The organism is Halobaculum marinum (assembly GCF_029338555.1).
Taxonomy (GTDB): Archaea; Halobacteriota; Halobacteria; order Halobacteriales; family Haloferacaceae; genus Halobaculum; species Halobaculum marinum.
The window spans coordinates 2,377,226-2,398,709 of record NZ_CP119989.1; the positions used below are offsets into that span (position 1 = coordinate 2,377,226).

The window sequence follows — 21,484 nt, forward strand, 5'->3', positions numbered from 1 at the left end:
GCGAGACTACTCGTTCTTCGAGGCCGGTGGGACCGACACCACGGGCATCGTCGTCGCATTCCGGACGTCGTTGGCGACGTTCGTCGGCGAGAGCAGTCGTCCGAGGCGACCCTTGTCGGGTTCGCCGACGACGACCATGTCTACGTCGTTCCCGTCCGCGTACAGGCCGATCTCTTCGGCGGGCGTCCCGTACCGGAGGTTCTTGTCGACCGGCACGTCGAGCAACTCACCCGCGTCGCCGACCGCGTCGAGCGCGGCCGCCGCCTCGTCTTCGCGGCGTTCGACGACCATGTCCCAGTGGTCGATAGACACGTCCATCGGAACGACCGACAGCGCGTCGACTGACGCCCCGTGGGTCGCCGCCAGCGAGAGCGCGACCTCACGCACTCGTTCGTCCGTGTCGCCTTCGACCGCGAGGAGGATCCGATCTACCCGCCCGAACGCTCCGCCGCCCGCGGCGCCAACCGCCTCTCCGGGACGGTCGCCGAGGTTCGAGACTTCAGTTGCCATTACCGTGTACGATCAGCTCGCAGAACAAAAGATTGTCCATGTATTCGGCCCTGTAGACAATGTTTATCGACTATTAACGTTCGATAGATTGTGTACGTCCATTACATTGTCGTCGACCGTGAACGACCGAACCTCCGGTCCCCCGGATCGACGGAGTAAGTATCGATCGGTGGACACGTCGTTGCCGTGGACGTGTACGTACGCGCCGGCGACGACGACCCGCAGTTCATCGACCAGTGGGACGACGGGTTCGGGTGGTTCGCCCATCCCGACGAGGAGGGCGCCCGGGCGGGCCACGCGGTCCGCGGCGACGACGGCGTCTGGCTCGTCGACCCGCTCGACGCGCCCGGACTCGACGACCGGATCACCGATCTCGGCGAGGTGGTGGGCGTCGTCGTCCTCAGCAGCTACCACGCCCGGGACGCCGGCGTGCTCGCCGAGCGCCACGGCGTCGCGGTCCACCTCCCAGCGTGGATGGACCGCGTCAGCGACCGGGTAGATGCACCCGTAGAACGCTTCACGGGGTCGTTCGGCGACCCACCCTTCCGCGTCCGACGGTTCGAGCCGCTGTCGATGTGGCGCGAGGCCGTCGCGTTTCGCGAGTCCGACGGTACCCTCGTCGTCCCCGACCTGCTCGGCACCGGTCCAGGGTACGCCGTCGGCGACGAGCGCGTCGGCGTCGTGCTCTCTCACCGGCTGTGGCCGCCGCGGCGCCTCGCGGGACTCGACCCGGCCCGGATCCTGTTCGGCCACGGCGAGGGCGTGTTCGACGGCGCGAGCGCGGCGTTGACGGACGCGCTCGACGGTGCACGCCGTCGGTTCCCCCGTGCCCTTGCGCGCCACTTCCGGACGAACGTCCGCCTGATGGCGGCGGCGACGCGCGAGTAGCAGACGTCGAGCGGGACGGCTCACACCGGGGGCGAGGGAAGGCCCGGACCGTCGGCGGTTCGATCACCGACGGCTGTTGGCGGGTCGACGATGGGGAGAATCGAGCAGGGCCGCCTGGCCACCCGTGTGGGGTCAGAAGATGTTGGCCTGTCGGTACACCGATATCCCGTCGTTCGTGATCTCGTAGGGCTTCGTCTCCCGAGAGTGGTTGGCGTCGCGGATCTTCTGGATCTCCACCGCGAGGCGCGTCTCCCGGAAGTCCGAGGGGCGGACGTACTGGAGGATGAACACGGCGTCGGTGAGGTACTCGACGATGCCGTGGCGCGAGGCGTAGGCGTTGTCCTCGTTGGCCTCGCTCGTGAGCATCGTCGTCACGCCCGCCTCCTTCAGCGAGCGAGCGAAGTCGAACACCTCAGAGCGGCGCTTGCTCGGGTGGTCGTACATCATCTCCAGCAGCGACACCGAGTCGAGCACGAGGCGGTCGGCCCCGAACTCCGTCACCAACCGGGAGATGTCGTCGCGGATGGAGTCCAGCGAGTTCGCCATCTCGATGGGGTCCATCGCGACGACCGCGAGTCGCCCCTCGTCGTTGTAGCGGCGGTACTCCCAGCCCTTCTCCTCGGCGGTCGAGAGGATCGCCTCCTCGGACTCTTCGAGCGTGATGTAGACGGCGTTGCCGCCGTCGGTCAACGCCTCGTTGAGGAACTGGAGTCCGAACGTCGTCTTCCCCGTGCCGGCGCTCCCGATGACCGCCAGCAGCGACCGCTCGGGGACGCCCCCGAGGATCATCTCGTCGAGACCCTCGATCCCGACGTCGATGCGGTCGATGTCGGAGTCGAACTCCTCCTCGTCGAACGAGGGGCCGCCGCCACCACCGCCGAACGCGCCACCGAACCCCCCGCCACCGAACTCCTCGTCGGGGCCGCCGGGTGCCGACCCCATCGCCGCGGCGAAGTCCTCGCCGAAGGGGTCGTCGCCGGCGTCGGTCTCGGACCCCGTCCCGGCGGGCGCGTCGCTCACCCCGCCGAACGGGTCGGCCTCCGCGCCCACGGCGTCGGCGTCGGCGGCGCCCGTCGCCGGGTCGCCGCCGCTGGTCGGCAGGTCGCCGTTGCCGTCGAGTCCGCCGAACCCGCCGCCGGTCGCGTCGGCGCCCTCGCCGAGGAGTTCGGAGAGTCCGTCGCCGTCGTCGCCCTCATCGGCTTCGTCACCCTCCTCGCTGACCCCACCGAACGGGTCCGTCTCGGGGTCGATGTCGTCGTCGAACCCGTCGTCTTCGACCGGTTCGAGGTCGTCGTCGAACGACTCGTCGCTCGACGGCTCCTCGGCGGCCGTCTGTTCCGACTCGGCTCGCTCGTCGTCGCGGTCCGCGTCGGTCGCGTTCTCTTCGTCCACGTCGGAGGGTGACTCCTCGTCCTCATCGGGGGCAGACTCCTCCCGGAGCGCGCGTTCGAACCAGTCCTCGTCGCTCACGGGCGCCACCCCCCAGCGCGGCGCCCGCTCGAGTCGGCGGGCCACGGAGACGCCGCGGTCGAGGCGACGGCCCGCGAGGACGCCACGGTCCGAGCGGGCGCGGGGAAGGCGGCCCGGCCGGCCGTCGGTCGGTCGCTCATCGTCCCATCGGAGTGGACACGTCAGCATGAATGTTCCCCAGGTGTCGACGAGCGGTGTTCGGTCGGGGTCGGGTGGCTTTTTGCCAGCCGCCGGCGAGGTGCGGGTATGGATGTCGGCATCGTCGCCCAGAAGGGCAACGCTCGCGCGGCCTACCTCGCCGACGACCTGCGCGACCGGCTCCACGAGGCCGGCGTCGACGTGGCGGTGGACGGAGCCACCGCCGACGCACTCGACGTGCCAGGCACGCCGGTCGCGGAGATGGACCGTACTGACCTCGTCGTCTCCATCGGCGGCGACGGTACGTTCCTGTTCGCCGCCCGTGGCGCCGGCGGGGTCCCCGTCCTCGGCGTCAACCTCGGTGAAGTCGGGTTCCTGAACGCCGTCTCCCCGAGCGAGGCCGTCGACGCCGTGCTCGCGGCGGTCGACGCCTACCGCGGCGAGGGGATGCGCGTGCGCGAGGCCCCCCGCCTCGCCGCCGAGTGCGGAGGGTGGACCTCCGAACCCGCCGCCAACGAGGTCGTCGTGCAGGGCGCCCGTCGCGGTCGCGGCGGCGGCGTGGGCTACGAGGTTCGCGTCGACGGCTCGCTGTACTCGAGCGGTCACGCCGACGGCGTGCTCGTCGCGACGCCGACGGGGTCGACCGCGTACAATCTCTCGGAGGGCGGCCCGCTCGTCCACCCGCACATCGACGGCCTCGTCGTCAACGAGATGTGCGCCGACGGCGGGATGCCGCCGCTCGTCGTCGCCCCCGACGCCGAGGTGACCGTCACGCTCACTGACGCCGACGAGGCCATCGTCATCACCGACGGTCGCGGGCAACGAACTATCGACGTGCCGACCGAGGTGGCCGTCACCACCACCGAGCCACCGATGCGCGTCGCCGGCCCCTCCGCTGACTTCTTCGAAGCACTCGGCAAACTCTCCTGAGCGTCCCGACGACAGCCGGTGTGTGGACGCGACGGCGCGCGCTCGCCCGGCCCGGTCAGTCGTCCGCGACCGCGGTGGCGTCGGGCGCGGACGCCGCCGCTGGCCGTGTGTCGACCTGTTCGGCTACCGGCGACCACTCCATGCCCGCCTCGTAGGTGAACGCGCGGTGCTCCTGTGTGGGATCGACGACCGTCAGCGAGAGCCAGTCGTTGTCGAGCAGTTGGGTCAACTCGTCGTGAGTGGCCAAGACGCCGGCGACGCGCTCGACCGGCGCGTGGACGACCACCGAGAGGCGCAACGGCTGGTGGTACGGCACATCGTCGGCAGCCATCAGCGACTGTAGCGGGAGCCCGGTCATCAGGTCGCCGCCGTTGCCTTGGTAGACGCCGACGTTGCCCACTGGATTGTGGGTCACCTTCGATCCGCTGCCGTACACGGCGTTGTCGACCGTCGAGAAGTAGTACTGGCTGTTGATCCACTGGGTGACAACCATCGGGCCCGCGAGGATCGACTCGAGTGCGTCGCCGTCGGGGTCCGTCGACCAGTCGTACGAGTGGAGGAACGCGCGACCGTCGAGGTCCGCGTCGCGCGTCAACTCGCGCGGCCCGATGACGAAGCCGGCGTTCCCCGCCAGTCCCCACTCCGGGCGCGTCTCGGCCCAGTCGGCGGCACGGCGCTCCGTCTCTCTCACACCAGCGGCGCCGTCGGCGCCCATCGCCGCGGCGCGTTCGCCGGCTGCCCCCTCGCGTGCGGTCGCGAGGTCCGCCCGCAACTCCTCGATGTCGGCTGCGTGGCTCTCGGGGACGTCGGCGGCGTACAGGTCCACCTCGTCGGTCGTCGTGTTGTGTTCGCCGGCGACGAACACCGTGTCCTCGGGGATGTCGACCCCCCGGTCGCGGAGGGTCGCCTTGACGGCGTCGTCGTTGCAGATGGTCGCGAGGACGCGGGCGTTCGGGCCACCCGGGTTGCCGGCACAGGCGCCACAGTCTAAGCTCGCGTCGTACGGGTTGTTGGTCGTCTCGCTCGCGTGTCCCGTGAAGACGACGAGCCGACCGAACTCCTCCCACCCCATCAACTCGAAGGCGGTCGCGGCGTACTCGACGCGTTCCTCGTGCGTCAACCCAACCGGCAGGTCGCCGACGTACGAGTGCTGGTGGTCGACGATCTGTTCGCAGAACTCGTGGCTATCGGCCACCGCGTCGTCGGCGGTGTCGAGCAGGTCGAACACCCGTCCCGGAAGCAGTGTCCGCGCCGCGAGCGCCAGTCCGTAGCCGCTCCCGGCAGTCTCGACGAAGCCGAACGCGGCGCCGGGGTTGCTCTTCAGCGTCTCGACGAGGTCGCTCGCGGCGGCGAGGAGGCCAGACCGACGGTCGTGGCTCGCCTGCGTCTCCCGGTCGGTCGGGAGTTCACAGACGTGGTGCTGTGGCTCGACGATCGGTGGGCACGCGTCGACGGACACCTCGGAGGCGTACCCCCGGTACTCCATCGGCACCCCGAAGAAGCCGGCGTACCCGTGCGTCTCGTAGTCGCCCGTCGCCTCGATGTGCCGGCGGATCACCTCCGACCGCGTGTCGATGCAGAACACCAACTGCGCGTCCGGCCGGCTGGTGGACTCGGCGTCGGCGAGTGCCTCGCTCTCGGTGGCGACGTGCTCGACGACCTCGTTCCGGTAGGTCGCCTCCCAAGCGCTCAAGAACGCCTCTGCCAGGTCGTCCGAGACCTCGGCGTCGGCGCTGTCCGGTCCGGTCGCCGGTTCGATGTCGACGCCGAAGCCGTCGAGGAGGGCGAGACGGATCGCGAGATACCCCTCCAGCGTGATCGGGTACGCGGACTGCCACTCGCCAGCGTCGGCGACCCGCTGTTTGATCAGGCCGACCCACCCGGGGAGTGCGGCGAACTGCGTCTCGAAGATGGGCACCCACTGACTCTTTGGGAACGGCTCGAGGACGGCCTCGATGGCCGCCGTCGGCGACGCTGGCAGGTCCGCGGCGATGCCGTCGTCCGGTATCCGGTCGTCGTAGGCGGCGACCGACCGGACGGCGGCGTAAAAGCCCGCCTCGCGGTTCGGCATCGACCACGTCGCCTGCCCCTCGTCGAGGAACGCCGACAGCCACTTCGTCAACACGGCGTCGACCTGCTCGACGTCGGAAGCTGCCGACTCCGACTCGACGTCGGTGTCCATCTGCTCCAGGAGTGCGTCGGGGTCGTCGGCTTCGTAGCCGCGCGCGGCCAGTTCGTCGGCGAGGATCTCCGGGTCGATCTGGCCGTCGTCGAGCGCCGCCCGGAACGTCTCCGGGGTGGGGTAGCCGCGACCGCCCAAGAGGTCCGCCGCCTGGGTGACCGCCTGGCCGAACGGCACGTCTTCGAACCCAGAGAGCGGGTTGGCCGTCACGAACGAGTGGATCGGCCAGACCGACCCCACGGTGGTCGACGCCTTGTCGATGCTGTCTTGGATGCTGTGTTCAGTACTCATCGTAGTCCTCCGTAGCGGTCAGCAGGGTGTCGCGAGCAGGTTGGCTCGCGTTCAACAGCGCCACGTACAGCCGCCCGCTGCGCTCGTGGGCGCCGGCCTCCGTCGCGACGTAGGCGGCGAGGAAGACGACCGCGACGACGACGTGGAGTGCGGTCAGTTCGGTCGGGGCCGCGACCACCGGCAGGCCAGCGAGCACGGTCGATATCACCTCGTAGACGAGCGCGTACACGGCGATGGCCGGGAGGAACACCGCGGGGACCGCACCGTAGCGCGTCGCCGCCGACAGCGAGGTGCGCCCGACGAGAGTCCGAGCCGCGTGGAGCGTCGTGAGCACGACGAACAGGACGAGCAACAGTCCGCTGTCGACGCTCGTCCCCTTCCCCGTGAGCAGCGCGAACAGCACGCCGCCGGCGACGCCGGTCGCCACGACGACGGCGACGTCCGCCGAGGTCGTCTCGCGGCGACCGCGCTCGTCCGGAGCGGTGTGTTCGAGGCTGCCGCCCGCGCCGAGGAACTGGTACGCCTTGTAGAAGCCGTGTAACACGAGGTGGGTGATGGCGGCCCCGAAGAAGCCGAGGCCCGCCTGCATGATCATGAACCCCATCTGTCCGACCGTCGAACAGCCCAACTCGCTTTTCACGTCCGCACGGACGGACTTCATCAGCTTCCCGAGCAACGCGCTCGTCGCGCCGACCGCCACGATTGCGAGCATGAGGCCCGTGTCGACGGTGACGACGGGAGCAAACCGGAGCAGCAGGATGCCGCCGGCGTTGACGAACCCGGCGTGCATCAGCGCCGACGCGGGCGTCGGCGCGGTCATCGAGGAGAGCAGCCAGCCGTGGAACGGGACCAGCGCCGACTGGATCATCGCCGCGAACACCAGCGCGACCGCGGCGAGGAGCCACACCGGCCCACCGAGGCCGTCGGCAGCCGCGGCGATTCCGGAGACCGTCGTCGCGCCGGTCGCCCACCACAGCGCCGTCACGGCGACGCCGACCAGCGCGGTACTGGCGAGGAAGTGCGTGCGCGCGACACGGGCGGCGGTCCGTGCCTGGGGCCACCCGTCGACGGTGCCGACGAGCTTCGCCATCACCAGCCCCATCGCCAGCCACAACCCGACGAACAGGACGACGTGGTCGGCGGCCACGAGCGCCATCACGACGAGCGTGAAGCCGAACGCGGCGAGGAAGAAGCCGTTCTCGGTCGCACTCCCGGCCATGTAGCGACGCGAGTAGCTGTGGACGACGCCGCTGAAGAAGGTGACCACGACCCATAGCAGGACGGTCAGCCCGTCGACGGCGACCACACCCGGAACCGCCCACGAGCCGTCGGCCCAGAGTCGGGCGACCGTGACGCTGACGCTCGTGGCGAACAGCGACCACACGAACCACGTCAGTACAGCGGGCACGGTCGGTGAGTCCACCGTCGTGTCCGGGAACGCTCCGATCGTCGGTTTCGAGGTGCGGCCTGACATCGTTCGACCCATCTGACGACCGCCACGGCCACCGGGACGATCCCGGCAGTCCGGAATTGGTCGCCGTTACTGCCTGTAGAGAACAGAATGCATGTTAAATCTACCTGTATTCCCAAATCGTTCGTAGAAATCTAATTATAGAACGTTATGTTTCTATCGTGTCTCTCCGCCGTCGGGTCGGCACGCTCGAATCGCCTCGTACCCGCTCGCGCGGGTTCGGTGGCTGTTACTCCAGGTCGGCGGGGCCAGTCCTGCGGGTACCGAGGTCGCTGTTACGGGTCGCCGTTTTGGTACCGAACCGTTCGACTCGCCCGACAAGGTGGTCGCCGCCACGGTCGACGCGTCGCCACGAGCGCGTCGGTCGTCAGGCGTCGTCCGCCGTGCGTGACCCGGTGTCGAACTTGCCGAACGGGGTCGTCTCGTGGCTCCTGACGAGTACCTCGTCGGCGACCGTGAGTCCCATGTCGAGGAGTTGCTGTGCGACGGGGGTGATGTCGTCGTCGGACTCACCGACGGCGGTCACGAGGAGGTTCTGTTCACCGGTGACCAACTCCTGGACGGAGACCACACCCTCGATGTCGAGGATGTCAGAGACGATTTCGCCGCGCCGGGGGATCGATGCGGTGCAGTAGAGCAACATCCGCAGCGGGTACCCGGACCGCTGGTAGTCGACACTGGCGCTGTAGCCTTTGATCACGCCGTCGGTCTCGAGGCGCTGGATCCGCTTGCGGACGGTGCTGTCCGAGGTGCCGGTTCGCTCCGCTATGTCTCCGGACGACATGTTCCGGGCGTCCTCTTGGAGTGCGTGCAAGATCGCCCTGTCGACGTCGTCGATCTCGGCGTCGGTCATACCGTTGTCTCCGCGACAAAGCCACTTGACGTTTGTACGTTCGGGGTACCCCAGAGCCCTCTCCACGGTCGTCTCTGTCGACCGGCTCTCAGACGCGTCGCAGGTCGTCGACGCCACCCCACCGGATCGCGGCGGCGGCGACCTCGTCCGCGCGCTTGACGACCTCGGCCTCCAGCGTCGCCGGGTCGACCGTCGTCCGGGACGTGTGCGACAACACGACGTGCGACACCTCGACCGGGAGGCCCGCCGCCTCGCAGACGTACACGCCGACGTGCGGGTGGCCGAGCAGGTCGTAGTAGGGCGTCCCCGCGTCCGCGCCGGTCTCCCCGGGCGCGAACTCGTACAGTTTGCTCACGTCGTGGAGCAGCGCGCCCGCGACGACGAGGTCGCGGTCGAGGTCGAGGTCCGGGCGTCTCGCGAGCAGGTCGTCCGTCATCCCGGTCGCCAGCGCGGTCACCTCGTTCACGTGGTCGACGTTCGACTCGTCGGGGAGGCCGAGGCGTGCCTGCTCGTCCGGGAGCCACGGCACCTCGCGGAGGCCCGTCCACTCGGTGTCGCCGAGCGCCACCGCGTACGCGTCGACGACGCCCTCGCGGAGGTCAGGGTCCGCGATGTCGTCGAGCGAGGGGAACACGTCGGCGAGGTCGGCCGGGAGCGCGTCGGGGGCGGCGTCGTCACTCATGGGAAGTGGTTCGCGGACGCGGGTCAAAAAGGCGAGTCGTGGTCGGAGTGCGGTCGCATCGGCCCGTCCCACGGTCAGTCGAGGCCCCGCTTCGCTCGGCCTCGCGTCAGTCGCTCCGGCCCCACGCCTTCGTCTGGCGCGGGCGCTCGGAGACGGCGAGCACGTCGAGGGCTTTCCCGGCCGCACGGGAGGCCAACGCCTCCAGCGACGCCTCGGCGGACTCCGCCGTCGAGAGGTACCCGACCTCCTCGCTGACCGCCGAGCGGAGCGCGTCCACCTCGTCGCTGATCAGGAGGTCCACTTCTCCGCGGCGCAGCGCATCCCCCACGTCGTCGACCGACTCGACGTCGTAGTACTCCCCGAAGCCATCCACGAGCGCGTCGTACGCGTCGGTTCCGGGCGCGGGCAGGGCGTCGCCGACCGTCTCGAAGACGACCGTGCCGCCGTCGGGCAGGCCGTGGCCCGCCGCGTCGAGCGCCTTCCCGTAGGCGACGCCGAAGTCGGCGGCGGTGCCCATCACCTCGCCCGTCGACTTCATCTCGGGGCCCAGGCGCGGGTCGGAGTTCGGCAGGCGGTCGAACGGCAGGACCACCTCCTTCACGGAGAAGTGCTCCGGCACGGACTCGTCGACGTCGATGTCGGCGAGCGACTCGCCGGCCATGACGCGCGCGGCGAGTTTGGCGATGGGGACGCCCGTTGCCTTCGAGACGAACGGCACCGTGCGCGAGGAGCGCGGATTGGCTTCGAGGACGTACACCTCGCCGTCGCGCACCGCGAGTTGGACGTTCATCAGACCGACCGTGTCGAGCGCGTCGGCGATGTCCTCGACCACTTCGCGGACGCGCCCGAGCGTCTCGTCGTCGAGCGAGCGCGTCGGGATGACACAGGCGGAGTCGCCCGAGTGGACACCCGCCGCCTCGATGTGCTCCATGATGCCGCCGATGACGACGTCCTCGCCGTCGCTCACGGCGTCGACGTCGAGTTCGACCGCGTCGGCGAGGAACTCGTCGACGAGGATGGGCTTGTCCGGCGAGACGCGGACGGCCTCCTCGATGTACTCTTTCAGCTCCTCGTCGTCGTCGACGACGCGCATCGCGCGCCCGCCGAGGACGTAGCTCGGGCGGACCAACACCGGGTAGCCGAGTTCCTGCGCGAGGTCGAGCGCCTCTTCCTCACTGGTCGCGCTCCCACCCTCTGGCTGGGCGATGCCGCGCTCGTCCATGAGGCGGTTGAAGCGGTCGCGGTCCTCCGCGAGGTCCATCGCCTCGACGGAGGTGCCCATGATCTCACACTCGACGCCACGGCGCTCCAGTTCGTCGCGGAGCGGTTCGCCGATGTCGACCGAGGTCTGCCCGCCGAACTGGATCATCACGCCGTCGGCGGCGGTCGCCTCGATGACGTCGGCGACCTCCTCGGCGGTGATTGGCTCGAAGAACAGGCCGTCGGAGGTGTCGTAGTCCGTGGAGACGGTCTCGGGGTTGTTGTTCACCACGTGGGCTTCGATTCCCTGCTCGCGGAGCGCGCGCACCGCGTGCACCGAGCAGTAGTCGAACTCGACGCCCTGGCCGATACGGATGGGGCCGCCGCCCACGACGACGACAGACTCGGCGTCGCGGTCGACGCGGAGTTCGCCGCCCGCGGCTTCGCCCTCGTAGGGACCGGAGAACCACTCCGGCTTGCGCGAGGAGTAGTAGTACGGCGTCGACGCCTGGAACTCGCCGGCGCAAGTGTCGACCTGCTTGTACGTGCGCCCGGGCACCTGCGACTCGACCTCGCCGACGCCCGCGCGGGCCGCCGACACGGGCAGTTCCTCGCCGTCGGCGTGCGCGGCGGGCACCTCGGCGGCTTCGCGCCACGCGCCGCGCGTCTCGGGCAGCCACGTGAGGCTGGAGTCCTCGAACACGTTACCCGCGAGCGCGCTGATCTCGGCGTTGGTGAAGCCCGCCGTCGCGGCCTCGGTGAACTCGCCGTCGACGACCTCCTTGCTCGCCTCGACGATGCGGTGGAAGCGCTCGACGTACCACTCGTAGATGCCGGTCGCCTCGACGACGTCTTCCACACTGAACCCGCGCTCGAACGCCTCGAACATCGCGTACGGGCGGTCGGGGCTCGGGCGTTCGAGGTACTGGGCGGTGAGTTCGTCGTCCTCCAGGTCGCCGAAGTCGACGGCGGGGTCGTACTCGGAGGAACGGAGCGCCTTCAGGAGGCTCTCCTCGAACGTGCGCCCGATGGCCATCGCCTCGCCGGTCGACTTCATCGCCGTCGAGAGCGTGAAGTCGGTGTCCTCGAACTTGTCGATGGGCCAGCGCGGCACCTTCGTGACGACGTAGTCGATGGCCGGCTCGAACGCGGCGGTCGTCTCGCCGGTGATCTCGTTGGTGATCTCGTGGAGGCGCTTGCCGAGCGCGACCTTCGCGGTGACGCGGGCGATGGGGTAGCCCGTCGCCTTCGAGGCGAGCGCGGAGGAGCGCGACACGCGGGGGTTCACCTCGACGACGCGGTACTCGCCGCCGGGGGTGCCGTCGTCGCGCCACGCGAACTGGATGTTACAGCCGCCCTGGATACCCAGGTCGCGGATGACCTCCAGCGCCGCGTCGCGCATCTCCTGGTGGCCGTCGTCGGGGATGACCTGCGACGGGGTGACGACGGTGGACTCGCCCGTGTGGATGCCCATCGGGTCGAGGTTCTCCATGTTGCAGATGATGACACAGGAGTTGTCCGCGTCGCGCATCACCTCGTACTCCAGTTCGACCCACCCGGAGATGGACTCGGTGATGAGCACCTCGGAGTTGCGCGAGAGGCGTAGCCCCGTGCGCACGCGGTCGATCAGTTCGTCCATCTCGTCGACGACGCCCGACCCGCTGCCGCCGAGGGTGTAAGTGGTGCGCGCGATGACGGGGAGGCCGCCGACGGCGTCGACGGCGTCCTCGACGCGGTCGACGAGTGCTTCCTCGGTCAACTCCGCGACCTTCTCGCCCTCGTCGAGCGAGATGGTCGTCGACCGCGGGACTGGCTGTCCGAGGTTCTCCATGCGCTTGCGGAACAGGTCGCGGTCCTCCGTCGCGTAGATGGTGTCGAGCGGGGTGCCCATGATGTCGACGTCGAACTCGTCGAGGACGCCCTCCTCGGCCAACTCGGCGGTGACGTTCAGCCCGGTCTGGCCGCCCAGGCCGGCGATGACGCCGTCGGGGCGTTCCTGCTCGATGACCTCGCTGATGGCGTCGACGGTGATCGGTTCGATGTACACCTTGTCGGCCATCTCGGGGTCGGTCATGATCGTCGCCGGATTCGAGTTCACGAGGACGACTCGTGCACCCTCCTCTTGGAGCGCGCGACACGCCTGCGCGCCGGAGTAGTCGAACTCGGCCGCCTGTCCGATCTGGATCGGGCCGCTGCCGATGAGGAGGATGGTGCGGTCCTCCTCCCCGGTGTCCTGACTCATTGTCGGTATCGAGTTCGGTCATCGTAATAAGGCCGACGAAATGTGCCGATTTTCGTAGCGGCTTTACGAAATTCGTAATGCTACGGTGTGTCACACGGCGTGATCGTGTCCGTCCGGGTCGGTGCCGCGGGATCCGGGTGGCTGGCGGCCGCCGTCGCAGTCCCCGTCGCGGCCTCGGTGGCGGCGGCGCTGGCCGTCGCGGCCTCGGCGGCGGCGGCGCTGGCCGTCGCGGTCGCGGGGCGCTCGTCGCCGGCGACACCACCGGCGCAGAAACAGATCGACGGTCAGACGTACACGTCGTCGGCGTCGAGGTCGCGCTCGGCGCGGTACTGCTCGACGAACTCGCTCACGTCGAACTGGAGCATCTGCTCTTCGAACTGCGTCATCGCCGAGGAGTCCTCGGCGTGGCTGATGGCGTGCTCCATCAACTCGATCACGAGTTCGACGATGATCTCGTGGAGGCGACGCGAGTCGAACCCGGTGATCCACAGCATCGAGTAGCCCATGTCGGGGTTCTCGCTGGCGTCCTCGGCGACGACCTGCTCGGGGAACTCCTCCAGCACGATGCCCATGAGGTGCGGGGTGCCGAACTCCGGCATCTCCGCGCTCGTGGTCTCGACGGCCTCGCGGAGGGTGCCCACGAGGAACTCCGGGAGGAAGCGCTCGGGCGGGTTCACGTCGGTGACGACCGCGTGGCGCTCGCCGCACGCGCAGTCGTACTCGCGCATCCCGAGGTCGAACACCGACATCGATCGCGTCTCGCCGCAGGGCAACTCGACGGCGTCGTCCCCGCCGGGGACGCGCGGCTCGCTCATACCCGCCCGTCGGAACCGACGGGGTGTAAAAGGCGCGTTCGCGGGTCGCGGCCCGGTGGGGTGCGGCTACTCCTCGTCGTCGGCCGCGTCCGCGTCGTCGCCCTCGTCGAACTCCCCCCGCGGTTCCGGGTCGGCGTCGTCGTACTCGTCGTCGGTGTCCGCGCCGTACTCCTCGTCGGCGTCTCCATCGTCCACGCGTTCGACCTCCGCTTCGATCTCTACCTCGACGCCCGGCGCCTCCAACTCCGCCTCGAACGCGTCGGCGTCGCCGACTTCGACCTCCAACTCGTCGCTGTCGATCTCTACCTCGACCTCCACCTCGACGGCGATGTCGTCGGACATACCGTGGTGTTGGTGTGCGGACGGATGTATCGTCGGTGGCAGTCGCACGGTGTGGGAACGGTCGGACCCCCGCGACGGCGTCGACTGCTCGCAGACGAGGCGACGACATCCACAAGCGACTTGCCACGCGGTCGCCGACTCGTGGGTATGATCGCTATCGTCGGCGGCGGGATCGCGGGCCTCGCCGCCGCCCGACGCCTGCGCGCGAGCGGGCGCGAGGTGACGGTGTACGAGGCCGGCGGCGACGACGCCCTCGGGGGGCTGGCGCGCACCTATCCGACCGCGGGCGACGACATCGAGCAGTTCTACCACCACCTCTCGAAGTCCGAAGAGGAGATCGTCGAGTTGGCCGAGGAGTTGGGCGTCGGCGACCGCCTGGAGTGGCTCGTCGGCAAGAACGCCTACTACGTCGACGGGGTCGTCCACCCGCTGGACACGCCGTGGCAGATCCTCGCGTACCCCCACATGAGCGTGTACGACAAGTTTCGCCTCGGGATGCTCACCCTCGAAATCGACGTACGCGGCGGCGTCCCCTCGTTCGACACGTACGACGACCTCGCGGACTTCGAGGACGTGCCGATCAAGCAGTTCCTGCTGGATCACACCTCCCGCGGCGTGTACGAGAACTTCTTCGAACCGCTCCTCGACGCGAAGTTCGGCTCCCGGAAAGACGACGTGAGCGCCGCGTGGCTGCTCGGGCGGGTCAAGTTCCGGGGCGAACGCGACCTGCTCCGCGGCGAGATCCTCGGCTACTTCGACGGCGGGTTCGCACCCCTGATCGACGCGCTCGTCGACGACGTAGGGCGCGAGCACATCGAGACGAACGCCCGCGTCACCGGCCTCGACACCGACGACGACACGGTGTCGTCGATCACGGTCGCGCAGGACGGCGAGGAGCGCACCGAGGCCGTCGACGGCGTCGTCGTCGCGACGATGCCGAACGTGTTGGAGGACCTGACGGGCTACGCCTGCGACATCGACTTCCAGGGTGCCGTCTGCGCGGTCGTGACGATGGACGAACCGCTCACCGACACCTACTGGCTCAACGTCGCCCACGACGCCCCGTTCGGCGCGCTCATCGAGCACACGAACTTCGTGCCGCCCGAGCGCTACGGCGGCGACCACCTGCTGTACGTCGCCAGCTACCTCCAGAGCGACGACGAGTGGCTCGCCGACGCCGACGACAGCGAGGTGGAGGCGCGGTGGCTCGACCACGTCGCCGAGATGTTCCCCGACTTCGACCGCGACAGCGTCTCCGAGTTCAGGGTCGCCCGTGCCCCGCGCGCGGCGCCCATCTACGAACGCGGCTACCTCGACCTGGTCGTGCCGTACGACCTCGCCGACGAGGTCGCCGACGGCCTGTACTACGCCGGGATGGCCAGCGAGGCCCAGTACCCCGAGCGGAGCCTGAACGGCGGCGTCGTCGCCGGCTACGAGTGCGCCGACCGGATCCTGGGGAACTGAGCCGCGAGCGCGCCGTCGCCGACAGTCCCGACTGCCCGCCCGCACGGATTTACGCTCGGCCCACGTAGTCGCCCTATGGCTACCGACACCACGACCGTCGAGCACGCCGACCGTTCCGGCCTCCCCGACGGCCTGTGGCGCGTCGACGGGCGCGCCTCGAACACGTTCCTCGTCGCCGACGGCGACGGGGACGACGCCGCGCTGTACCTCGTCGACGCCGGCGTGCCGGGCGACGCGGGCGCCATCCGCGCCGCCGTCTCGAACGCCGGCTACGACCTCGGCGACGTGGACGGCGTCCTCCTGACCCACTACGACTACGACCACGTGGGCTCGCTCGCCGAACTCCCCGAACTCGACTGCCCGGTGTACGCCGCCGAACCAGACGCCTCGTTCCTCGACGGCACCGAGAAGCCCGGGCTGTGGCCCCACAAGGCGCTGCTCCAGCGCGTCCTCGGGGCGTTCCTCGACGACCCCGCCCTGCCGGTCGAGCGCGTCGCCGACGGCGACGCCGTCGGGAGCTTCACCGCCTACCACACGCCCGGGCACGGGCCGGGTCACCTCGCGTGGGTGAGCGAGGCGCGCGGCGTCGCGTTCCTCGGCGACCTGGTGCGCGAGGACGACGGCGCGCTGACGGCCTCCCCGTGGTACATCAGCTACGACGGGAGCGAGGTCCGCGACAGCGTCCGCTCCCTCGACGACCGCGCGCCCGACTTCACGACCGCCTGCGTCGGCCACGGCGACCCGATATCGTCGGACGGGCGCGAGGCGCTCGCGTCGCTTGCGGCGTCGCTCCGAGAGTAGCCGTCCACTTCCGCCGCCGCTGTCTGCGGCCAGACTGTCGTTCATAGCCGTTAGACGCCCCAATAGCGCTGTTCTCTCCGTCGTTCGTCGACCACTTTCACCGCGCACCCGTGGCTCGCGACTAAGGCCCGAACGCCCGATCGATCGGTATGCGCCGCGCGACCGACGACCGACCGACGCCGACCGACCTCCCCGACCCGCAGTCGGGCGTCACCGTCTTGCACAGCGACCGCCCCCACGGCGCCGCGCTCGCGCGCCTGGCGACCGACTGGCTCGCGCGCGACCCCGGCCCGGCGTACTGGGTCGACGCCGGCGGCGCCGCCGACACGCGACGGCTGTACGACGCCGCGCCGACCCGCCGCGCGCTCGCCGGCCTCCGCGTCGCCCGCGCGTTCACGGCGTACCAGCACGCCGAACTCGTCCGACGACTCCCGCGCCGTGCGCGCCCCGGAACCCGACTCGTCGTCGTCGCGAACGCCGCGCTCCCGTACCGCGAGGGCGACGCCCCGACCGACGAGGCCGGTCGACTCCGCGCCGCCGGCACCGCACTCCTCGACGAACTCGCGACCGCGCTCGACTGTCCGGTGCTCGTCTCCGTCGCCGGCGACGGCGACCACGCGGCGGCGGTCGTCGACGCCGCCGACCGGGTCGTCGAGTGCGAGACGACGCCGTTCGGCGTCCGCTTCGACGCGCCCGACCACACGCCACGCGGCTACCGCGTCGCCGGCGGGTGGCAGACCACCATCCCGTACTGGGTCGACCTGTTCGGCGCGGTGGCCGACGCCGACGCGGGGGTCGCGACCCCTGCGGCGACGGCCGCGGCGGCGACGCCGGCGCCGCTCGACGCGACCGCCGGCGGCGACGGGGGCGCCTGATGGGGCGCACGACGCCGACGTACCGGCGGTTCCTCGACTCGTACGAGTCCGACTGGAGCGACTTCCGTCGCGCGCTCCGGCGCGAGCGTCGGGCGGACTTCGACCGCCTGTTCGAGGGGGCGGCCGCCCACGCGCACGCCGCGGGCGTCCAGAACCCGCCCGACCCGCTGGAGGCCGTCTACCTCTCGATGCTGGTCGCCCACCGGGCGGAGCTCCGTCGACTCCGCGAGCGCGTCGCGGCGCTGGAAGCCGACGACGCGTGACCCTCGCGGTCGAGTTCGTCGACGGCGACCCGGTCGTCTGGGAGCGACCCGCGGACTGGGACGGCGACTCCGGCGACGGCCCGCGCGCCGTCGCCCGCCGCGACCCCGACTACGAACCGGCGTTCCTCGTCGCCGGGCCGTCGCGCGCGCGGGCACGACTCGCGGACTGGCTCGCCGGCGACGACCGCGTCACCGGCACCGACACCGTCCGCCGCTACCGCTCGCTGGGCGACCGCGACGGCGAGCGGTTCCTTCGCGTGCGGGTCCACGCTCCGGACGCCGTGCGGCCGGTCGCGCGCCGCGTGCGCCGGGGGTTCGAGCGCGCCCACCTGTCGCCCGGCGCGCTCCGCCTGTACGACGTCGACCTCGACCCGACGGTGCGCTACTGCCTCGACACCGGGACGCCGCCGGTGCCCGCCGACGCTCCCGCCGGACTGTCGACGCTCCGGGTCGACCTCCCCGAGGACGCGCTGGCTGCGGGAGACGTGAGTACACTCCGGGTCGGCGGCGAGCGCGCCGCGCCCGTGCCGGGCCGCGGGGAGGAGGCCGCCGCGCTGGAGACCCTGCGCGAGGCGCTCGGTCGCGTCGACCCCGACGTACTCGTCGTGTCGAGCGCGGCCCTGCTCCCACTCGTGGCCGACCGCGCCGCCGACCTCGGCGTCTCGTTCTGCTGGGGGCGTCACCCGAATCGCGGCGTTCAGCAGGTCGCGGGCGCGAACAGCTACGAGAGCTACGGGCGGGTCGGCTTCTCCCCGGCGCGCTACGTCGTCCCCGGCCGAGCCGTCGTCGACCGCGCCGGCAGTTTCCTGTGGGGCGACGGCCGCCTGGAGGGACTGGTGTACCTCGCGCGCCGCTCGTGTCGCCCGCTCCAGGCCGCCGCGCGCGCGAGCATCGGCGGGGTGCTCACGTCGATGCAGGTGTACCACGCCCGCGGTCGCGGCGTCCACGCGCCGTGGCGACCGTGGGCGCCCGAGCAGTTCAAGCCGCTGTCCACACTGCACGACGCCGACCGCGGCGGCGTCACGCTCTCGCCGCAGGTGGGCGTCCACGAGGACGTGGTCGAGGTGGACTTCGCCTCGCTGTACCCCGCGATCATCCGCGCGCACAACGTGAGCGGCGAGACGGTGCGGTGTGACTGCTGTGGACCGGACGACCCCGGCGTCACCGAGGTACCGGGGCTCGGCTACCGGGTGTGCGCCCGCGAGGGGTTCCTCCCCGGCGTGCTCGCGCCGCTCCTCGACGACCGCGCCGACGCCAAGACCGTCGCCGCCGGCGGCGACCCGGGCGTCGTCGGCGACGGCGAGGTGACGCCGACGGGCGCCGAACGCATCGCCGACGCGATCAAGTGGGTGCTCGTGTCGTGTTTCGGCTACCAGGGGTACCGGAACGCGAAGTTCGGTCGCATCGAGTGTCACGAGGCGATCAACGCGTACGCCCGCGAGGCACTGCTCGACGCGAAAGACGCCTTCGAGGCTGGCGGCTGGCGCACCGTCCACGCCATCGTCGACAGCGTGTGGGTGACACCCACCGGCGCCGCCACCGACGACGCCGCGGACCCGGTCCCGGCGCGCGACCTCGCGGCGACGGTGAGCGACGCGGTGGGCGTCCCGCTGGAGTTCGAGGCGCGCTACGACTGGGTGTGCTTCGTCCCGAAGCGCGACTCCCGAGCGGGCGCGCTCACCAAGTACTTCGGGCGTCGGGCGGACGGCGGCTACCGGGTCCGGGGGATCGAGTGTCGCCAACGGAGCACGACGACGTTCGTCGCCGACGCCCAGCGGGCGATGATCCGCGCGCTGTGCGGCGACGAGGGGGACGACGAGAGGGACGACGAGAGGAACGACGAGGCGGACGGCGACGACGGGGTGGGTGACGGTGCAGCGGCGACCGAGTGCACCGACGGCGCTCTCATCGACGACCCCCCGGCGGCCGCCTGTCGCGTACTCGCGGGGCGACTGCGCGACCTCCGGGCGGGTCGCGTCGACCCGGCGGACCTGGTGATCCGGACGCGCGCGTCGAAGGACCCGGCGGCGTACGACCGCGACACCCTGACGGCCGCGGCGCTGGCGCGCTACGACCGTGCCGGCGTCGAGCGGTCGGCGGGGCAGGGCGTCACGTACGTCGTCACCGACGACGACGCCCGCGGCGCCGGGCGGGTCCGCCTCGCGTTCGAGGACCCGGCCGACTACGACACCGGCGTCTACCGCGAGCGTCTGGTTCGTGCGGCGCTGAGCGTCGTCTCGCCGTTCGGCTGGGACCGCGAGGACGTGGAGGCGTTCCTCGGCGACGGGCGAGACGCGCGGCTCTCGACGTTCTGAGCGGTCGGAGAGATGCTCGGCGAGTCGCCGCGCCGTTACGCGATCTGGAAGCCGCGCTCGTCGAGGAACTCGCGCACACGGGACTCGTGGTCGCCCTGCACCTCGATGGTGCCGTCGTCGACGGTGCCGCCGGCGCCCATGGCCTGCTTGATCTCTTTGCCGAGCGCCTTCATGTCGACCGCGTCGGGGTCGAACCCCTCGATCACGGTGACGGGCTTGTTGTACGTCCGCCGCTCGACACGGATGGAGAGGATCTGTTCGGCGCGGTCGAGGTCGGCGGTCAGGTCGTCCGGGATCCCCGCGAAGGGATCGTCGTTGTCGGTCACGTTGATCGGTAGTTGTGTCGCGACGGTGATAAGGTAGCGGTCGCGTGCCAGCGCGTCCGGGTCGGGTGGCTCCGACCGGTCCGCAGCCGAACGCGTCGCTGTCGGCGTGCGGTCGCGGCGAAAGAACGGAGACGGAGTGCGTCGTCGCTTACGCGAGGTCGTGGATGCGCTCGACGATCTCGTCGGCGAACTCGGAGGTGGCCAGCTTCGTGGCGCCCTCGCGCTGCCGCTCGAGGTCGTACGTGACGCGGCCCTCGGAGATCTGCGCCTCGACGGCGTCGCGGACGAGGTCCGCGGCGTCGTTCCAGCCGAGGTAGTCGAGCATCTCGCGGCCCGAGAGGATCATCGCGGTCGGGTTGACCTTGTCCTCGCCGGCGTACTTGGGCGCCGAGCCGTGGACGGGCTCTGCGAGCGCCTTGCCCTCGCCGAAGTTGATGCCGGGCGCGATGCCGAGGCCACCGATCTGGGCGCCGGCGGCGTCGGACATGTAGTCGCCGTTGAGGTTCATCGTCGCGATGACCGAGTAGTCGCTCGTGCGCGTCAGGAGCTGCTGGAGCATGTTGTCGGCGATGCGGTCCTTGACGACGACGGTGCCGTCGGGCTGCTCGCCGTCGTACTCGTCCCACAGCTCGTCCTCGGTGATGACCTCGTCACCGTACTCCTCCTCGGCCAGCTCGTAGCCCCAGTCGCGGAAGGCGGCCTCGGTGAACTTCATGATGTTCCCCTTGTGGACGAGGGTCACCGAGTCGCGGTCGTTGTTGATCGCGTAGTTGATCGCCTGGCGGATGAGGCGCTTGGAGCCGAACTCCGAGATGGGTTTGACGCCGATGCCGACCGGGCCGTCGTGGATGGTCGAGTCGAAGCCCATCTCGTCTTCGACGAACTCACGGACGCGCTCGACCTCGTCGGTGCCGGCCTCCCACTCGATGCCGGCGTACACGTCCTCGGTGTTCTCCCGGAACGTGATCATGTCCATCTCCTCGGGGTTCTTGACCGGCGACGGGACGCCGTCGAGGTGGTACGTGGGGCGGACGTTCGCGTACAGGTCGAGCGTCTTACGGAGCGCGACGTTGAGCGAGCGGAAGCCCGATCCGACGGGCGTCGTCAGCGGGCCCTTGATGCCGACGCGGAACTCGCGGAACGCCTCGACGGTCTCCTCGGGGAGGTTCTCGTCGTACTTCTCGCGGGCGGACTCGCCGGCGAACACGCGCATCCACGCGATGGAGCGACCGGTGGCCTCGGCGGCGGCGTCGAGTACCTTCTGGGCCGCGGGACCGACGTCGGTGCCGATACCGTCGCCGTGGATGATCGGGATGATCGGGTTCTCGGGAACGTCGAGTTCGCCCGTCTCCTCGTCGGCGAGGGTGATGGCCTCGCCCTCCTCGGGGCGTTCGGCGATGTCGTAGCTCATAGGCTACCACCGGCT

18 protein-coding genes are annotated in these 21,484 nt (G+C 70.4%); 7 read left to right on the forward strand and 11 right to left on the reverse strand.

The genetic code is table 11. The annotated features are described in order from the left end of the window. Positions 1–6 precede the first annotated feature (6 nt). Positions 7–510 (reverse strand): universal stress protein, encoded by a 504-nt coding sequence (locus P0R32_RS12365; protein WP_276237319.1) that lies wholly within the window; start codon positions 508–510, stop codon positions 7–9. A gap of 186 nt (positions 511–696) precedes the next feature. Between P0R32_RS12365 and P0R32_RS12370 the strand changes: the two genes are divergently transcribed. Further along, positions 697–1,398, forward strand: a complete 702-nt coding sequence (locus P0R32_RS12370) for a hypothetical protein (RefSeq protein WP_276237320.1) — start codon at positions 697–699, stop codon at positions 1,396–1,398. 132 nt (positions 1,399–1,530) lie between these two features. On the opposite strand, the gene P0R32_RS12375 is transcribed toward P0R32_RS12370, so the two are convergent. Then, positions 1,531–2,868 (reverse strand): KaiC domain-containing protein, encoded by a 1,338-nt coding sequence (locus P0R32_RS12375; protein ID WP_276237321.1) that lies wholly within the window; start codon positions 2,866–2,868, stop codon positions 1,531–1,533. A gap of 246 nt (positions 2,869–3,114) precedes the next feature. Between P0R32_RS12375 and P0R32_RS12380 the strand changes: the two genes are divergently transcribed. Further along, positions 3,115–3,936: an NAD(+)/NADH kinase gene (locus tag P0R32_RS12380; protein WP_276237322.1), complete on the forward strand. Its 822-nt coding sequence runs from the start codon at positions 3,115–3,117 to the stop codon at positions 3,934–3,936. A 55-nt stretch (positions 3,937–3,991) separates the two neighbouring features. On the opposite strand, the gene P0R32_RS12385 is transcribed toward P0R32_RS12380, so the two are convergent. The 7 genes from P0R32_RS12385 to P0R32_RS12415 form a co-directional block, all read right to left on the reverse strand. After that, a complete protein-coding gene (locus tag P0R32_RS12385) occupies positions 3,992–6,409 on the reverse strand; it encodes a DUF2309 domain-containing protein (RefSeq protein ID WP_276237323.1) in 2,418 nt (805 codons plus the stop codon). After that, positions 6,399–7,883, reverse strand: coding sequence for a proton-conducting transporter transmembrane domain-containing protein (locus P0R32_RS12390; protein ID WP_276237325.1), 1,485 nt, complete (start codon positions 7,881–7,883; stop codon positions 6,399–6,401). Before P0R32_RS12390 ends, P0R32_RS12385 begins: the two co-directional genes overlap by 11 nt. A gap of 364 nt (positions 7,884–8,247) precedes the next feature. After that, positions 8,248–8,733 (reverse strand): Lrp/AsnC family transcriptional regulator, encoded by a 486-nt coding sequence (locus P0R32_RS12395; protein WP_276237326.1) that lies wholly within the window; start codon positions 8,731–8,733, stop codon positions 8,248–8,250. Positions 8,734–8,821: 88 nt separating this feature from the next. Further along, positions 8,822–9,415, reverse strand: coding sequence for an HD domain-containing protein (locus P0R32_RS12400; RefSeq protein WP_276237327.1), 594 nt, complete (start codon positions 9,413–9,415; stop codon positions 8,822–8,824). 106 nt (positions 9,416–9,521) lie between these two features. Further along, positions 9,522–12,857, reverse strand: a complete 3,336-nt coding sequence (carB, locus tag P0R32_RS12405) for a carbamoyl-phosphate synthase large subunit (protein ID WP_276237328.1) — start codon at positions 12,855–12,857, stop codon at positions 9,522–9,524. A 284-nt stretch (positions 12,858–13,141) separates the two neighbouring features. Further along, the gene (locus P0R32_RS12410; RefSeq protein WP_276237329.1) at positions 13,142–13,672 is read right to left on the reverse strand and encodes a DUF5815 family protein; all 531 of its coding nucleotides are present in this window, start codon (positions 13,670–13,672) and stop codon (positions 13,142–13,144) included. A 66-nt stretch (positions 13,673–13,738) separates the two neighbouring features. Beyond that, the gene (locus P0R32_RS12415) at positions 13,739–14,014 is read right to left on the reverse strand and encodes a hypothetical protein (RefSeq protein WP_276237331.1); all 276 of its coding nucleotides are present in this window, start codon (positions 14,012–14,014) and stop codon (positions 13,739–13,741) included. A 147-nt stretch (positions 14,015–14,161) separates the two neighbouring features. Between P0R32_RS12415 and P0R32_RS12420 the strand changes: the two genes are divergently transcribed. From P0R32_RS12420 to P0R32_RS12440, 5 genes are all read left to right on the forward strand, one after another. Beyond that, positions 14,162–15,478, forward strand: a complete 1,317-nt coding sequence (locus tag P0R32_RS12420; RefSeq protein ID WP_276237333.1) for an NAD(P)/FAD-dependent oxidoreductase — start codon at positions 14,162–14,164, stop codon at positions 15,476–15,478. 75 nt (positions 15,479–15,553) lie between these two features. Further along, positions 15,554–16,279, forward strand: a complete 726-nt coding sequence (locus P0R32_RS12425) for an MBL fold metallo-hydrolase (RefSeq protein WP_276237335.1) — start codon at positions 15,554–15,556, stop codon at positions 16,277–16,279. 149 nt (positions 16,280–16,428) lie between these two features. Further along, positions 16,429–17,154: a P-loop NTPase family protein gene (locus P0R32_RS12430; protein WP_276237336.1), complete on the forward strand. Its 726-nt coding sequence runs from the start codon at positions 16,429–16,431 to the stop codon at positions 17,152–17,154. Continuing rightward, a complete protein-coding gene (locus P0R32_RS12435) occupies positions 17,154–17,417 on the forward strand; it encodes a DUF8156 family protein (protein ID WP_276237337.1) in 264 nt (87 codons plus the stop codon). The genes P0R32_RS12430 and P0R32_RS12435 overlap by 1 nt, the downstream gene beginning before the upstream one ends. Then, on the forward strand, positions 17,414–19,732 hold the full coding sequence (locus P0R32_RS12440; RefSeq protein WP_276237338.1) for a DNA polymerase domain-containing protein: 2,319 nt from the start codon (positions 17,414–17,416) through the stop codon (positions 19,730–19,732). The genes P0R32_RS12435 and P0R32_RS12440 overlap by 4 nt, the downstream gene beginning before the upstream one ends. Before the next feature lie 35 nt (positions 19,733–19,767). Here the strand turns inward: P0R32_RS12440 and P0R32_RS12445 are convergent, their stop codons facing one another. After that, entirely contained in the window at positions 19,768–20,058 is a 291-nt protein-coding gene (locus tag P0R32_RS12445; RefSeq protein WP_276237339.1) for an SUI1 family translation initiation factor, read from the reverse strand. 148 nt (positions 20,059–20,206) lie between these two features. Continuing rightward, positions 20,207–21,469 (reverse strand): isocitrate dehydrogenase (NADP(+)), encoded by a 1,263-nt coding sequence (gene icd, locus P0R32_RS12450; protein WP_276237340.1) that lies wholly within the window; start codon positions 21,467–21,469, stop codon positions 20,207–20,209. Between the last annotated feature and the right edge of the window lie 15 nt (positions 21,470–21,484).